Genomic DNA, 13,081 nt, shown 5'->3' with positions numbered 1-13,081 from the left:
CCCCGCCCCATGGTCCCCTGGCTCGGCCCGGACGATCCGTTTCCGCCCATCGAACGCGCGCTCGGTCCCGCGACCGGCGCGCCTGGGCTGCTCGCCGCGAGCGCCGACCTGCTGCCGTCGCGCCTCATCGACGCGTACCGGCGCGGCATCTTCCCGTGGTATTCCGACGGCCAGCCCGTGCTGTGGTGGAGCCCCGACCCGCGCATGATCCTCGTGCCGGCCGAATTCAAGGTGTCGCCTTCGCTGCGCAAGACGCTGAAGCGCGTGTTGCGCGAGCCCGAATGGGAGGTGCGCGTCGACCACGACTTTCCGGGCGTGATGCGCGCGTGCGCACAGGCGCCGCGCCGCGGGCAGCGCGGCACGTGGATCACGGCCGAGATCATCGACGCGTACACGTCGCTCTACCGCTCCGGCAACGCGCACAGCATCGAGACGTGGCACGGCGGGCGACGCGTCGGCGGCCTGTACGGCGTGTCGTTCGGGCGGATGTTTTTCGGCGAGTCGATGTATGCGGATGCGACCGACGCATCGAAAATCGCGCTGGCCACGCTCGTCGCACACCTTCGCGAGCAGGGGCTGGAAATGATAGACTGCCAGCAGAATACGTCGCATCTAGCGTCGCTCGGCGGCCGCGAGATCGCACGCAAGGCCTTTGTCGCTCACGTGCGCAGCGCGGTAGCCGAACCGCCGATTCCGTGGGAATTCGACAAGCGCGTGCTCGCCGCGCTGACGGCCCGCACCGAACCGGCGGCCCCCTCCGGAATCGAACGCTAGCGCGGCACTCCTCCCCTGCATCGAGAGCTGCCCATGACTCACCCGACTGAGCTGCCGCTTTCACCGCTTTCGGCGTTGCAATTCTATGCAACGGCGCCCTATCCGTGCAGCTATCTGGACGGCCGCGTCGCGCGCTCGCAAGTCGCGACGCCGAGCCACCTGATCAATTCCGACATCTACACCGAGCTCGTCAAGGCCGGCTTCCGGCGCTCGGGCGTCTTCACATATCGCCCGTACTGCGACGGCTGCCGTGCCTGCGTGCCGGTGCGTGTGCCCGTCGACGCGTTCGCGCCGTCACGCACGCAGCGCCGGATGTGGAAGCGGCACCGCGCGCTCGTCGCGACGGTTTCGCCGCTGCACTACGACGAAGAGCACTACGCGCTGTACATGCGCTATCAGTCCGCGCGCCACGCGGGCGGCGGCATGGATCGCGACAGCCGCGACCAGTACGAGCAATTCCTGCTGCAGAGCCGGATCAATTCGCGCCTCGTCGAATTCCGCGACCTCGACGCCCCGGGCGGCGAGCCCGGAAAGCTGCGCATGGTCAGCATGATCGACATCCTCGGCGACGGGCTGTCGTCCGTCTACACGTTCTTCGAGCCCGACGACCAGCACACGAGCTACGGCACCTACAACATCCTGTGGCAGATCGAGCAGGCGAAGAGCCTCGGCCTGCCCTACGTGTACCTCGGCTACTGGATCCGCGAGAGCCCGAAGATGGCGTACAAGGCAAACTTCCACCCGCTCGAAGGGCTGATCGATGGCCGCTGGAAGATACTCGATCCGGAGCGGATCGACCTGCCGCCCGTCGACGCGGCGCTGGCCCGTGCGCCGTTGCCGGGCGGACATTCCGGCGCGGGTTGACGCGCGCCGCGGAGGCGACGAAGCGAAGCGCGCCCCTGCCGCTCAACTCCCGGTAAAATAGCGGGTTGTCATTCATTCCGGCTGCCCGCCCAATTCCCGTGTTCAGTTCCCTCTATCCGCTGGCCCGCGCATCCCTGTTCAAGATGGATGCGGAAGACGCTCACCACCTCACGCTGCGCGCGCTCGGCGCGGCCGGCCGCACGGGCCTTGCCTGCGCGCTGTCGGCCCGCGTGCCCGACGCGCCGCGCACCGTGATGGGGCTCACGTTCCGCAACCCGGTCGGCCTCGCGGCCGGCCTCGACAAGGACGGCGCGGCCATCGACGGCCTTGCGGCGCTCGGTTTCGGCTTCATCGAGGTCGGCACGGTCACGCCGCGCCCGCAGCCCGGCAACCCGCGCCCGCGGATGTTCCGCCTGCCGCAGGCCGACGCGCTGATCAACCGGATGGGCTTCAACAACCACGGCGTCGACCAGTTCGTGAAGAACGTCCAGGCCGCCCGCTATCGCGGCATCCTCGGCCTGAACATCGGCAAGAACGCCGATACGCCGATCGAGCGCGCCGCCGAGGACTACCTGTACTGCCTCGAGCGCGTGTACCCGTTCGCGAGCTACGTGACGATCAACATCTCGTCGCCGAACACGAAGAACCTGCGCCAGTTGCAGGGTGCGGGCGAGCTCGACGCGCTGCTCGCGGCGCTGAAGGACAAGCAGCAGCGCCTCGCCGACCTGCACGGCAAGCTCGTGCCGCTCGCCCTGAAGATCGCGCCCGATCTCGACGACGAACAGGTCAAGGAAATCGGCGATACGCTGCTGCGCCACAAGATCGAGGCGGTCATCGCGACCAACACGACGCTGTCGCGCGCGGCCGTCCAGGGCCTGCCGCATGCGGACGAAGCCGGCGGCCTGTCGGGCCGCCCCGTGTTCAAGGCGTCGAACGAAGTGATCCGCAAGCTGCACGCCGAAGTCGGCAGCGAAGTGCCGATCATCGGCGTCGGCGGCATTTTCTCGGGCGAGGATGCCCGTGAAAAGCTCGCGGCCGGCGCGGCGCTCGTGCAGCTCTATACGGGGTTCATCTACCGCGGCCCTTCGCTCGTCGCGGAATGCGTGAAGGCCGTCGCCCGCGAACGCACCGCGTAATATAGGCATAAACAAACGGTATTTAGCGGTCGATTGCATTTTTGCTATCATTGGCCCCGTTATCAGAATCAATGACCCGGACAGGGCAAGGAAACACACGATGAAGATTGCGCTGCTGAAGAAGCTGCTGGTTGCCGGCCTGATCGGCACGTCGTTCGCTGCCGCCACCGCGCATGCGGCCGACCTCCTCGACCAGGTGAAACAACGCGGCACGCTGCGGGTCGGCCTCGAAGGCACGTTCCCGCCGTTCAACTCGAAGAATCCGCAGGGCGAACTCGTCGGCTTCGACGTCGACATTGCGAAGGCCGTGGCCGCGAAGCTCGGCGTGAAGGCCGAATTCGTGACGACCGAATGGAGCGGCATCATCGCGGGCCTGCAGGCCGGCAAGTTCGATGTGATCGCCAACCAGGTCGGCATCACCGACAAGCGCAAGGAAACACTCGACTTCTCGCCCGCGTACACGTACTCGTCCGCGCAACTGATCCAGCGCAACGACGACACGCGCCAGTTCAAGTCGCTTGAAGACCTGAAAGGCAAGAAGCTCGGCGTCGCGCTCGGCACGAATTACATGGACATGGCGAAGTCGGTGCCCGGCATCGACGTGAAGACGTACCCGGGCGCGCCCGAGTACCTGCGCGACCTCGCGGCCGGCCGTCTCGACGCGGCGCTCAACGACCGCCTGATGCTCGCGTACCTGACCAAGAACTCGCAGTTGCCGCTGCGCCCGGGTGCGAACGTCGGCTCGGCGAACCCGTCGGGCATCCCGTTCAAGAAGGGCAACCCGAAGTTCCAGAAGGCGATCGACGACGCGATGGCGCAACTCGAAGCAGACGGCACCTTCACGAAGATCTCGGACAAGTGGTTCGGCATCGACGTGACGAAGCCGATCAAGTAAGCACGCCTGCATTTCCCGCCTGACGGCGGGCCGGAAAGGGCGGCATCCGTCACGATGCCGCCCTTTGTTTTGTTCGTCCGGTTTATGATTGCGCTTTCGCGCACGCCTTCGATTCGCATTCCATGTCGACAACGTCCCTGCTCGTCCAATCGCTGCCGGTGCTCGCCCAGGGCGCCGTTCTGACCGTCAAGTTCGCCGTGCTGTCGATGGTGTTCGGCCTGCTTGGCGCCGTCGTGCTCGCGATGATGGGCATCCGGCAAAGCGAAGCGCTCGACGGCTTCGAACGCATCTGGGTCAACGCGCTCGCGTGGCTGGCACGCGCGTACGTGAGCCTGATGCGCGGCACGCCGCTGCTCGTGCAGATCTTCGTCATCTACTACGGGCTCCCGAGCCTCGGCATCTCGCTCGACCCGACGCCCGCCGGCGTCATCGCGCTGTCCGCGAACGTCGCGGCCTACATGTCGGAAAGCATGCGCGGCGCAATCAACGGGATCGCGCGCGGCCAATGGCTCGCCGCGTACAGCCTCGGGCTGTCGTGGGGACAGACGCTACGCTACGTGATCGGCCCGCAGGCGCTGCGCATCGCGGTACCGAGCCTGTCGAACAGCCTGATCAGCCTGATCAAGGACACGTCGCTCGTGTCCGTGATCACCGTGACCGAACTGCTGCGCAGCGCACAGGAAGTGATCGCGGCGACCTATCAACCGCTGCCGCTCTATCTTGCCGCCGCGGCCGTGTACTGGATCCTGTGCCAGATCCTCGAATGGGTGCAGCGCTGGTACGAAAAACGCCTGTCGCTGCCGTCGCGGCACTGAGCGCACGCCGTCCGCCGGGCCGCACGCGCGCGCCCGGCATCCTTCTTCCCGCTTATTCCCCCGGATAGCGCACGCCGAGCGCCGCTCGCGCGGCATCGGTCATCGCGATCATCTGCCGCGAATGGTCGTGCGTCATGATCGGACTTTCGGTCTTGCCCGCGCGCAGCAGGTCGCAGAAATGCGCGGTCTCGTAGTTCAGCCCGCCGCCGTCGACCGGCGCATCGAGTTCGACGGTGCGCCCGTCCGCGTAGCGGATCGTTGCACGCGCGGGGTTCCACCACTTCTCGTGAATCGTCACGTGGCCGCCGGCCGCGGCAATCAGCGCGTCGCCGCGCCCCATCACGTCGAGCCCGCAAAAGAGCTGCGCGATCCCGCCGTTCGCATGCACGCTGTTCAGGCTCGCGAACAGGTCGACACCCGTCGCGCCGACGCGGCCGAGCGTCTGCACGTCGAGCGCCGCGCCGAGCCAGTCGACCGCGAGAAAGGCCTCGTAGATCCCGATATCGAGCAGCGCGCCGCCCGCGCGATCGAGGCGATAGACGGAGTGGTCGTCCGGGACCGACGACGATGCACACCCTGCCCGCACGAGCCGGATCTCGCCGATCGGATCGTCATGCAGATGCGCGCGCAGCTGACGGTACAGCGGAAAGAACGGAGGCTTCATTGCCTCCATGAAAAGCCGCCCTGCGTCGCGTGCCGCACGCAGCACGGTGTCGAGCTGCGCCGCGTTCAGCGTCGCGGGCTTTTCGCACAGCACTGCCTTGCCCGCAGCAAGCGCGGCCAGCGTGTACTGCGCGTGAGTGTCATGGAGCGTCGCGATGTAGACCGCGTCGATATCGCTCGCGAGGAGTGCTTCGAGGCTTGCAGCAGGCGTACCACCGTATGCGCCGCAAAAGTCTGCCGTGGCATCGGCGCGGCGGGCCCAGGCACCGGAGAGCGTGGCTCCCGGCACGTGTGCGAGGCTTTGCGCGAAACGGCGCGCGATGCTGCCTGCACCGACGATGCCGAAGCGCACCGGGTGAGGGTCGTTGTCGTTCATCCTGATCTTCCGTGTCGGTCGTATGACGATGGCCGGCACGCTGCCGGCTGGCCGTCATGATAAACGGCCCGGCGGCACACGGATGAGCGACACGCGCAGCGTCAGGCGCGCATGGGTACGTCGACGGAGAAATCGCGCGAGATCTCGTCGGCGCTGAAATCGATCAGCGCGAGCGAAGCGGCTTCGGCTTCGCGCGGGTCGCGCCGCTCGATCGCGTCGACCACACGCGCATGCGCCTTCACCACGATGTCGTGCGCACCCTCCTTCTGCACGACACGCGGATTCACGAGACGCACCGCACCGCGCACGATCGCCGCCATCTGTTGGAAAAACTGGTTGCCGCTCGCCTGGACGATCCGCGTGTGCAGCAACTCGTCCGCGGTGTCGTAGCCGGGGTCTCCCGGCTGCAGCACCTTGAACGCATCGAATGCTTCGCGAATACCCGCGATGTCGGCAGCCGTTGCACGCACTGCCGCCTGCGCGGTCGCGCGCGGTTCGATCAGCATCCGGAATTCGATGACATCGCGCATGAACTGCGGATCGGGTTTCGCCCGGAATCGCCAGCTCACCACGTCTTCGTCGATCATCCGCCAGTCACGCATCGGCCGCACGCGCGTGCCGACTTTCGGACGCACGTCGAGCATGTCGCGCGCAAGCAACATCGACAACGCTTCCCGCATCACGGTGCGACTCACATCGAACTCTTTCGACAGCACGTCCTGCGGCGGCAAGATGCCGCCGTACTTGTCCTCGACGATACCCGAGACAAGCCCATCCATCACTTTGGCGACCAGTGACCGGTCTTTGCCCTGCTCCATGACACCTCCCCGTGCGTCGATTTGCGAACACCTGCTCCGCAGTTCCGCCGGCCCTGGTTACGACTGTTCTTATGATCTATAAGTTGATGAGTTCGAGGACATTTCGCTATCTGGTAAACACCTGACAGGGTTATCCCTCTTTTTGTCGGGGTGATTTATACGGCTAAAAATAAGGCCCGGGAAGCGCATTGCGCCTGCCGGGCCCCGATTTCCACAAGATTTAAACATTCAGTCCATTACGGTATATGACACGTCATTACGGACTGCTTGTCATGCCTTTCAATTAACCGAATAGACGATCGTTTCAACGCCGTTTTCCGTGCCGAGCAAGCACAGATTCGCGCCGCGCTCGGCGAACAGGCCGACCGTCACGACGCCCGGCCATGCGTTCACCTGCGCTTCGAAGCCGCGCGGATCAGCGATCTGCAGCCCCTTCACGTCGATGATCTCGTTGCCGTTGTCGGTGATGTACGGCGCACCGTCCTTCGTCACGCGCAGCACGGGCACGCCGCCCAGGGCAGTCACGCGCCGGCCGATCGCCGTGCGCGCCATCGGCACGACCTCGATCGGCAGCGGGAACGCGCCGAGCACCGGCACGCGCTTGCTGGCGTCGGCGATGCAGACGAACGTGTCGGCCACCGACGCGACGATCTTCTCGCGCGTGAGCGCACCGCCGCCGCCCTTGATCATCGCGCCGCTCGCGTCGATCTCGTCGGCGCCATCGACGTACACCTGCAGCGAGTCGACCTCGTTCAGGTCGAACACCTTGATGCCGTGCGACTTCAGGCGCTCGGTCGTGGCGACGGAGCTCGACACGGCGCCGCGATAGCGCGCCTTGACGACGGCGAGCGCGTCGATGAAGCAGTTGGCGGTCGAGCCGGTGCCGACGCCGATCACGGCGCCTTCCGGCACGTTCTGGATCACGTAATCAGCGGCGGCCTGGCCGACGAGGCGTTTGAGTTCGTCTTGAGTCATGGAGTGGTAATGCTGCGGGATTGCGGAAAACCGCCAGTTTACCGGACTCGGATGACGGGCCGCGTTTTTCGGTACGCCGTGCACTGTGGATTCAGGGTGCGCCCGCCGCGGGCGCGTCGTCCGCCGGTTGCGTGCCGGGGAAGTACTTGTCGAGCAACGCCTGCGCGATTGCGTCGCTTTCGGCGTCCGGATTGCCCGCATAGTCGGACGGCCTGAAATGCATCTGGAACGCCGCGAACACGCGTCGCGTGCGTGCGTCGAGCACCCCATCGGTGGCCACGTCGTAACCGTAGCGCGCGAGCTTGATCTGCAGTTCGCGCACGTCGGCCGGCGCATGCGGATCACGACCGCCGAGCCGCGCGGTCACGGTCGCGTCGTCCGGCCACGCGCCGACGCCGGCCTGGGCCAGCGCATGCCAGGGAAACAGCGGCCCCGGATCGATCTTGCGTTGCGGCGCGATGTCGCTGTGCCCGACCACGCGCGTCGGTGGAATCCCGTAGCGCGCGACGATGTCCTTCGACAGCCGGGTCAGCGCCGCGACCTGTTCGGGCGGATAGGGCTGCCACGTGCGGTTCTGCGGATCGAGCGGCCCGCGATTCACGTTCTCGATGCCGATCGACACCGCGTTCAGCTCGGTCGTGCCCTGCCACTCGCTGACGCCCGCGTGCCATGCACGCTCCGATTCCGGAACGAGCTGGTAGACGACCGGCATCCCGCGCTCGATGCGCGGTTGCGGCGGGATGACGTAATGCACGCTGACCGAATCGCCCGTCAGCGTGCGCAGCGATTTCGCCTCGTCGCTTTCGGTGTAGTGCATCACGAGGAAGCGGATCCGCGAATCGGCGCCGCGCGCGTGCAAGCTCGTGTCGGCGTAATAGGTGCCGCGTTCGACGAGCGACGGCGACGTGCAGGCGGCCAGCAGGCACAGCACGGCGCAGGATGCACCAACGCGAAACAGGGTCATCGGTTGCGAACTCCGGAGAGCCGCGTGCCGCATCGGATCGCGGCACGCGTCGTTCGGGTCATTCGAGGCCCGCGCAGGGCGCGCGGGACGGGCTGCGTCAGCCCTTCACGCGCCGCTGGCGCACGGCTTCGTACAGGCACACGCCGCTTGCGACCGACACATTCAGGCTTTCCACGCTGCCGGCCATCGGAATGCTCATCACTTCATCGCAGGTGTCGCGCGTAAGCCGGCGCATGCCTTCGCCTTCCGCGCCCATCACGAGCGCGACGGGGCCGTCGAGCTTCGTTTCGTAGAGCGTTGCCGATGCCTCGTCCGACGTGCCGATGATCCACACGCCGGCGTCCTTCAGCTCGCGCAGGGCGCGGGCGAGGTTCGTCACCGTGATGTACGGCACCGTATCGGCCGCGCCGCTCGCGACCTTGGCCGCGGTTGCGTTCAGGCCGACCGCACGGTCGCGCGGCGCGATCACCGCGTGCGCGCCGGCCGAATCGGCGACACGCAGGCACGCGCCGAGGTTGTGCGGATCGGTGACACCGTCGAGCACCAGCAGCAGCGCCGGGCCCTGGATGCCGTCGAGCAGCTCCGACAGGTTCTGCGCGAGCGGGATGTCCTCGACTCGCGCGACGACGCCCTGGTGACGCTCGGTATGGGCGAGGCCCCACAGGCGCGTTTCGTCGGCTGCGATCAAGCGCACGCCCGCTTCCTTCGCGGTGTGCAGGAAGTCCTGCATGCGGCGGTCGCGGCGCGTCTGGTCGTACAGCACCTCCGCAACCGTCGATGCATCGTGCCGCAAACGTGCGGTCACCGCATGAAAACCGTAAAGAACCTTCAGACGTGACATGACTGGAACAACCTTCGATCAAACGTGCGGCCGCGCGACGCGCGCAGCCGCGATCCATGGAAAAGGAAAGCGCCGCGTTGCCGGCTGATGACCGGTAACGCGGCGTCTCTCGATACTGCAGGGCGGGCGCTGACGCCGCCCCGAATGCTCAATACTTCTTGCGGGCGCGCGTCTTTTTCGCGGCCGGCTTCGCCGCCGCGCCGCCACCGCTTGCGCCCTTCTTCTTCGCGGCGGCACGTGCGGCGCGCGCTTCCTTCACCGCGACGCTCGGCGCGCTCGCGGCCTTCTTGCGACGCAGCGCAGGCTCCTCTGCCTGGGGCAGCGCGCGTACGCGCGGGCCGTTGCCGTTGCCGCGGTCGACAGCGCCGCCAGCCGAAGCCGGCGCGGGCGAAGGACGCGGCGCCTTCACCGGCGTATCGCGCACGAGACGGAAGTCGATCTTGCGTGCATCGAGATCGACGCGGCTCACCTGCACGCGCACGCGATCCGACAAGCGATAGCGGATGCCCGTGCGTTCACCGCGCAGCTCGTTCTTGATCTCGTCGTACTGGAAGTAGTCCGAGCCAAGTTCCGTGACGTGCACGAGCCCTTCGATGAAGAGCGTGTCGAGCTGCACGAAGATGCCGAACGACGTGACGCCGTTCACCATCCCGCCGTACTCCTCGCCAAGCTTGTCGCGCATGAAATAGCACTTGAGCCATGCCTCGACATCGCGCGACGCTTCGTCCGCGCGTCGCTCGTTCGCCGAGCAGTGCAGGCCGAGTTCTTCCCAGATCGCCGTGTTGTTCGAGCGCGAGCGGCCGCGCGCTTCGTCGTCGGCCTGCTGCATCGCACGGGCACGCGGCGACAGCGCGGTGTTCAGCTCGAAGCCATCCGGTGCCTTCGGCACATACTTCTTGCCCGACAGGATCGCGTAGATCGCGCGGTGCGTGAGCAGGTCGGGATAGCGGCGGATCGGGCTCGTGAAGTGCGCGTACGCCTCGTACGCCAGACCGAAGTGACCGATGTTGTCCGGGCTGTAGACGGCCTGCTGCATCGAGCGCAGCAGCATCGGCTGCAGCATCTGCGCATCGGGCCGGTCGCGGATCTGCGCCATCAGCGCCGCGTAGTCGCTCGCATGCGGCTTGTCGCCACCGCCGAGCGACAGGCCCATGCCGCGCAGGAACGCGCGCAGGTTCTCGAGCTTCTCCGGCGTCGGCCCCGCGTGCACGCGGTACAGGCCCGGATGCTTGTTACGCTTCAGGAAGTCGGCCGCGCAGACGTTTGCGGCCAGCATGCATTCCTCGATCAGCTTGTGCGCATCGTTACGCTGGCGCGGCACGATCTGCTCGATCTTGCCCTGCGAGTTGCAGACGATGTAGGTCTCGGTCGTGTCGAAGTCGATCGCGCCACGCTTCTGCCGCGCGGCGAACAACGACTTGTAGACGCCGTACAGGTCCTGCAGGTGCGGCAGCAGGTCCGCGCGGCGCGCAGCCTCCGGCCCCTTCGTGTTCGACAGCACGGCGGCGACTTCGGTGTACGTGAGGCGCGCAGCCGAATGGATGACGGCCGGATAGAACTGGTACGCCTTGATCTCGCCGCGCGCGGTGATCACCATGTCGCACGCGAGCACGCAGCGGTCGACATGCGGATTCAGCGAGCACAGGCCGTTCGACAGCTTCTCCGGCAGCATCGGAATCACGCGGCGCGGGAAGTAGACCGACGTGCTGCGCTCGAGCGCGTCGGCGTCGAGCCCGCTGCCCGGCTGTACGTAGTGCGATACGTCGGCGATCGCGACGATCAGCCGGTAGCCGTCGCCACGGCCGACCTTGACCGGCTCACAGTAGACGGCGTCGTCGAAGTCGCGGGCGTCCTCGCCGTCGATCGTCACGAGCGGCACGTCGCGCAGGTCGACGCGGAAACGCAGGTCGGTCGGCCGCACCTTGTCGGGCAGCGCGGCAGCTTCGTCGAGCGCCGGCTGGCTGAACTCGTGCGGCACGCCGTACTTGCGCACCGCGATTTCGATTTCCATGCCCGGATCGTCGATATCGCCGAGCACCTCGACAACACGGCCGAGCGGCTGCGAATGGCGGCTCGGGAAATCGGTCAGCTCGACGACGACGACCTGCCCGACCTTCGCCTTCTTCACGTTCTGCGTGATCAGGATGTCATGGCCGATGCGCTTGTCTTCCGGTGCGACGATCAGCGCGCCGTTCTCGTTGAGCAGGCGGCCGATCACGCGCTTGTTCGCGCGCTCGGTGACTTCGACGACATGCCCTTCCGGGCGGCCGCGGCGATCGTAGCCGACGATCCGCGCGAGCACGCGATCGTTGTGCATCACCTTCTGCATTTCGCCGTTCGGCAGGAACAGGTCGTCCTGGCCGTCGTCGCGGATGACGAACCCGTAGCCGTCGCGATGCCCCTGCACGCGCCCGGCGACGAAATTCGACGGATGGGTCAACTGGTAATGGCCGCGCTTGTCGAGGCGAATCTGGCCGTCGCGTTCCATCGCGGCGACACGCCGGAAGAACCCCTCGCGCTCCTGACGCTTGATCGACAGTGCTTCTGCGATGTCGTTGGCGGCCAGCGGCGCGTCGCTCGTACGCAGCACGCCGAGAATTTCTTCACGGCTCGGAATGGGGTACGGATATTTGCTCAAGGGTTTGTCGATGGTTGTTCTCGTTGCGTTGATTGATGGTGCACGGCATCAACATAGAGGTGTCCTTCAGACAGTTCTATATTGACGGCGGCGGGTCATTCTATCATCCGCCTGTGTCGCCAAAAGACCGGAATGCCGCCAGCAGGCGCGGCAGAGCCCGGTTTGCGATGCATCGCAAAAAAGTGTTGACACGAATAATTGGGGCGCTATAATTTCGCTTCTTTGCAGCAAGCAGCTACTGCAAAACGTGCCCAGGTGGCGGAATTGGTAGACGCACTAGGTTCAGGTCCTAGCGGTGGCAACATCGTGGAGGTTCGAGTCCTCTCCTGGGCACCATCTGTATTCAAAAAGGTCGGCTTCTAGCCGGCCTTTTTTCATTTCCGGCGCCAAGGAATGGCGCTCGGCTTACTCACCGATGAACGTGTGCAGCAACCGTGACAGTTCGTCAAACTCGGCCTTCGAAAATTTCCGCAAGCGGGCGTTGAGCACCTTCGGCTTAATCTCCGGAATCCGCACAGCAACCGCCCGCCCCGCTTCGGTCGGCGCGAGGCTCACCACCCTCCGATCGCTCACGCTGCGCGACCGCTCGACGAGCCCCATACACTCCAGCTTGTCGAGCACGCGCGTCATCAGCCCGGTGTCGACACCGAGCAGCTTCGATAATTCGAAAGGCGTCGCCGAACTGCCGGCGCGCAGGGACAGCAGGACGCCCATTTGCTGCGCCGTGATATCGAGATCCCTCAACGCCGCATCCATCTCGGACGTGATCAGATTGCGTGCCTTCACGAGCACGAACCCCGCCCTCTCAGTTTCAGATCCTGTTTGACCAGCTGTCGCAGGCGGCCACATGGCTGCGCGACCACCCGCAGGAGGCCGCGAATACACTCGCGCCGATCTGCGGGCTCGAGGCGACGACGAACGCGCGCCGCAGTTACGTCGTCCGCGCAGTGTCGCGCGAAACTTTGGCGAGCAGCAGAAGATCGCCGACACGTTCGTCACCGCCGGACTGCTGCCCGCTCGTGTCGACACGAGCCAGGGGCCCAGCGCTGGAATTTCCCCGCGAAACGCGTTGATCCAATGGGCGCGCGAGAATCCGTCGTGCGAGGGGCAATATTTTTATCGCCTTGAGTGAAATTGTGTTGACAGACTCCGCCAACACGCTAGAATAGCGGTCTTCGCACTGCAGCAATAAGCGAAACGTGCCCAGGTGGCGGAATTGGTAGACGCACTAGGTTCAGGTCCTAGCGGTGGCAACATCGTGGAGGTTCGAGTCCTCTCCTGGGCACCATCTGTTTTCTAAAAAGGTCGGCTTCTAGCCGGCC

12 protein-coding genes, 2 tRNA genes and 1 pseudogene are annotated in these 13,081 nt (G+C 65.8%); 8 read left to right on the top strand and 7 right to left on the bottom strand.

Features of this window, described 5'->3' with window-relative positions; translation table 11 throughout:
- The first annotated feature begins 9 nt into the window (after positions 1–9).
- The 5 genes from aat (at position 10) to LGN17_RS35805 (ending at position 4,484) form a co-directional block, all read left to right on the top strand.
- Positions 10–774, top strand: a complete 765-nt coding sequence (aat, locus tag LGN17_RS35825; RefSeq protein ID WP_226201484.1) for a leucyl/phenylalanyl-tRNA--protein transferase — start codon at positions 10–12, stop codon at positions 772–774.
- 33 nt (positions 775–807) lie between these two features.
- Positions 808–1,638, top strand: a complete 831-nt coding sequence (locus LGN17_RS35820; protein ID WP_226201483.1) for an arginyltransferase — start codon at positions 808–810, stop codon at positions 1,636–1,638.
- A gap of 98 nt (positions 1,639–1,736) precedes the next feature.
- Positions 1,737–2,774 carry a quinone-dependent dihydroorotate dehydrogenase gene (locus LGN17_RS35815; protein WP_175952909.1) on the top strand — a complete coding sequence of 346 codons (1,038 nt, stop codon included), beginning with the start codon at positions 1,737–1,739 and terminating at the stop codon, positions 2,772–2,774.
- Positions 2,775–2,874: 100 nt separating this feature from the next.
- Positions 2,875–3,669 carry a cystine ABC transporter substrate-binding protein gene (locus LGN17_RS35810; protein WP_011351851.1) on the top strand — a complete coding sequence of 265 codons (795 nt, stop codon included), beginning with the start codon at positions 2,875–2,877 and terminating at the stop codon, positions 3,667–3,669.
- Positions 3,670–3,791: 122 nt separating this feature from the next.
- Positions 3,792–4,484, top strand: coding sequence for an amino acid ABC transporter permease (locus LGN17_RS35805; RefSeq protein WP_006484207.1), 693 nt, complete (start codon positions 3,792–3,794; stop codon positions 4,482–4,484).
- A 52-nt stretch (positions 4,485–4,536) separates the two neighbouring features.
- Here LGN17_RS35805 and LGN17_RS35800 read toward each other — a convergent pair whose 3' ends face one another.
- The 6 genes from LGN17_RS35800 to rnr form a co-directional block, all read right to left on the bottom strand.
- The gene (locus LGN17_RS35800) at positions 4,537–5,523 is read right to left on the bottom strand and encodes a Gfo/Idh/MocA family protein (RefSeq protein ID WP_226201482.1); all 987 of its coding nucleotides are present in this window, start codon (positions 5,521–5,523) and stop codon (positions 4,537–4,539) included.
- Positions 5,524–5,624: 101 nt separating this feature from the next.
- On the bottom strand, positions 5,625–6,341 hold the full coding sequence (locus tag LGN17_RS35795; protein ID WP_046545537.1) for a FadR/GntR family transcriptional regulator: 717 nt from the start codon (positions 6,339–6,341) through the stop codon (positions 5,625–5,627).
- Between the two features lie 279 nt (positions 6,342–6,620).
- Positions 6,621–7,316 carry a ribose-5-phosphate isomerase RpiA gene (rpiA, locus tag LGN17_RS35790; RefSeq protein ID WP_226201481.1) on the bottom strand — a complete coding sequence of 232 codons (696 nt, stop codon included), beginning with the start codon at positions 7,314–7,316 and terminating at the stop codon, positions 6,621–6,623.
- Positions 7,317–7,407: 91 nt separating this feature from the next.
- A complete protein-coding gene (locus LGN17_RS35785; RefSeq protein ID WP_226201480.1) occupies positions 7,408–8,280 on the bottom strand; it encodes an N-acetylmuramoyl-L-alanine amidase in 873 nt (290 codons plus the stop codon).
- Positions 8,281–8,377: 97 nt separating this feature from the next.
- On the bottom strand, positions 8,378–9,121 hold the full coding sequence (gene rlmB / locus LGN17_RS35780) for a 23S rRNA (guanosine(2251)-2'-O)-methyltransferase RlmB (RefSeq protein ID WP_039358863.1): 744 nt from the start codon (positions 9,119–9,121) through the stop codon (positions 8,378–8,380).
- Between the two features lie 148 nt (positions 9,122–9,269).
- On the bottom strand, positions 9,270–11,759 hold the full coding sequence (gene rnr, locus LGN17_RS35775) for a ribonuclease R (RefSeq protein ID WP_226201479.1): 2,490 nt from the start codon (positions 11,757–11,759) through the stop codon (positions 9,270–9,272).
- A gap of 249 nt (positions 11,760–12,008) precedes the next feature.
- On the opposite strand from rnr, the gene LGN17_RS35770 reads away from it, so the two are divergent.
- Positions 12,009–12,095: transfer RNA gene (locus tag LGN17_RS35770), tRNA-Leu, on the top strand.
- Between the two features lie 69 nt (positions 12,096–12,164).
- On the opposite strand, the gene LGN17_RS35765 is transcribed toward LGN17_RS35770, so the two are convergent.
- The gene (locus LGN17_RS35765) at positions 12,165–12,608 is read right to left on the bottom strand and encodes a MarR family winged helix-turn-helix transcriptional regulator (protein WP_226201478.1); all 444 of its coding nucleotides are present in this window, start codon (positions 12,606–12,608) and stop codon (positions 12,165–12,167) included.
- Here LGN17_RS35765 and LGN17_RS35760 point away from each other — a divergent pair.
- A pseudogene (locus LGN17_RS35760) lies at positions 12,566–12,887 on the top strand (hypothetical protein); the annotation flags it as partial. The gene LGN17_RS35765 and the pseudogene LGN17_RS35760 overlap by 43 nt on opposite strands.
- 73 nt (positions 12,888–12,960) lie before the next feature.
- A tRNA-Leu gene (locus LGN17_RS35755) sits at positions 12,961–13,047 on the top strand.
- Positions 13,048–13,081 lie beyond the last annotated feature (34 nt).

Source organism: Burkholderia sp. AU30280 (assembly GCF_020420125.1).
Classification (GTDB): domain Bacteria; phylum Pseudomonadota; class Gammaproteobacteria; order Burkholderiales; family Burkholderiaceae; genus Burkholderia.
Note: the sequence above shows the minus strand (reverse complement) of the source record. Positions and strands in the feature narration are given on the sequence as shown.

Excerpts from the sequence above, each read along its gene's own strand:
- aat (WP_226201484.1), top strand. The coding sequence starts at position 10 with ATGGTCCCCTGGCTCGGCCCGGACGATCCGTTTCCGCCCATCGAACGC.
- LGN17_RS35820 (WP_226201483.1), top strand. The coding sequence starts at position 808 with ATGACTCACCCGACTGAGCTGCCGCTTTCACCGCTTTCGGCGTTGCAA.
- LGN17_RS35810 (WP_011351851.1), top strand. The coding sequence starts at position 2,875 with ATGAAGATTGCGCTGCTGAAGAAGCTGCTGGTTGCCGGCCTGATCGGC.
- LGN17_RS35805 (WP_006484207.1), top strand. The coding sequence starts at position 3,792 with ATGTCGACAACGTCCCTGCTCGTCCAATCGCTGCCGGTGCTCGCCCAG.
- LGN17_RS35800 (WP_226201482.1), bottom strand. The coding sequence starts at position 5,523 with ATGAACGACAACGACCCTCACCCGGTGCGCTTCGGCATCGTCGGTGCA.
- LGN17_RS35795 (WP_046545537.1), bottom strand. The coding sequence starts at position 6,341 with ATGGAGCAGGGCAAAGACCGGTCACTGGTCGCCAAAGTGATGGATGGG.
- rpiA (WP_226201481.1), bottom strand. The coding sequence starts at position 7,316 with ATGACTCAAGACGAACTCAAACGCCTCGTCGGCCAGGCCGCCGCTGAT.
- LGN17_RS35785 (WP_226201480.1), bottom strand. The coding sequence starts at position 8,280 with ATGACCCTGTTTCGCGTTGGTGCATCCTGCGCCGTGCTGTGCCTGCTG.
- rlmB (WP_039358863.1), bottom strand. The coding sequence starts at position 9,121 with ATGTCACGTCTGAAGGTTCTTTACGGTTTTCATGCGGTGACCGCACGT.
- LGN17_RS35765 (WP_226201478.1), bottom strand. The coding sequence starts at position 12,608 with ATGTGGCCGCCTGCGACAGCTGGTCAAACAGGATCTGAAACTGAGAGG.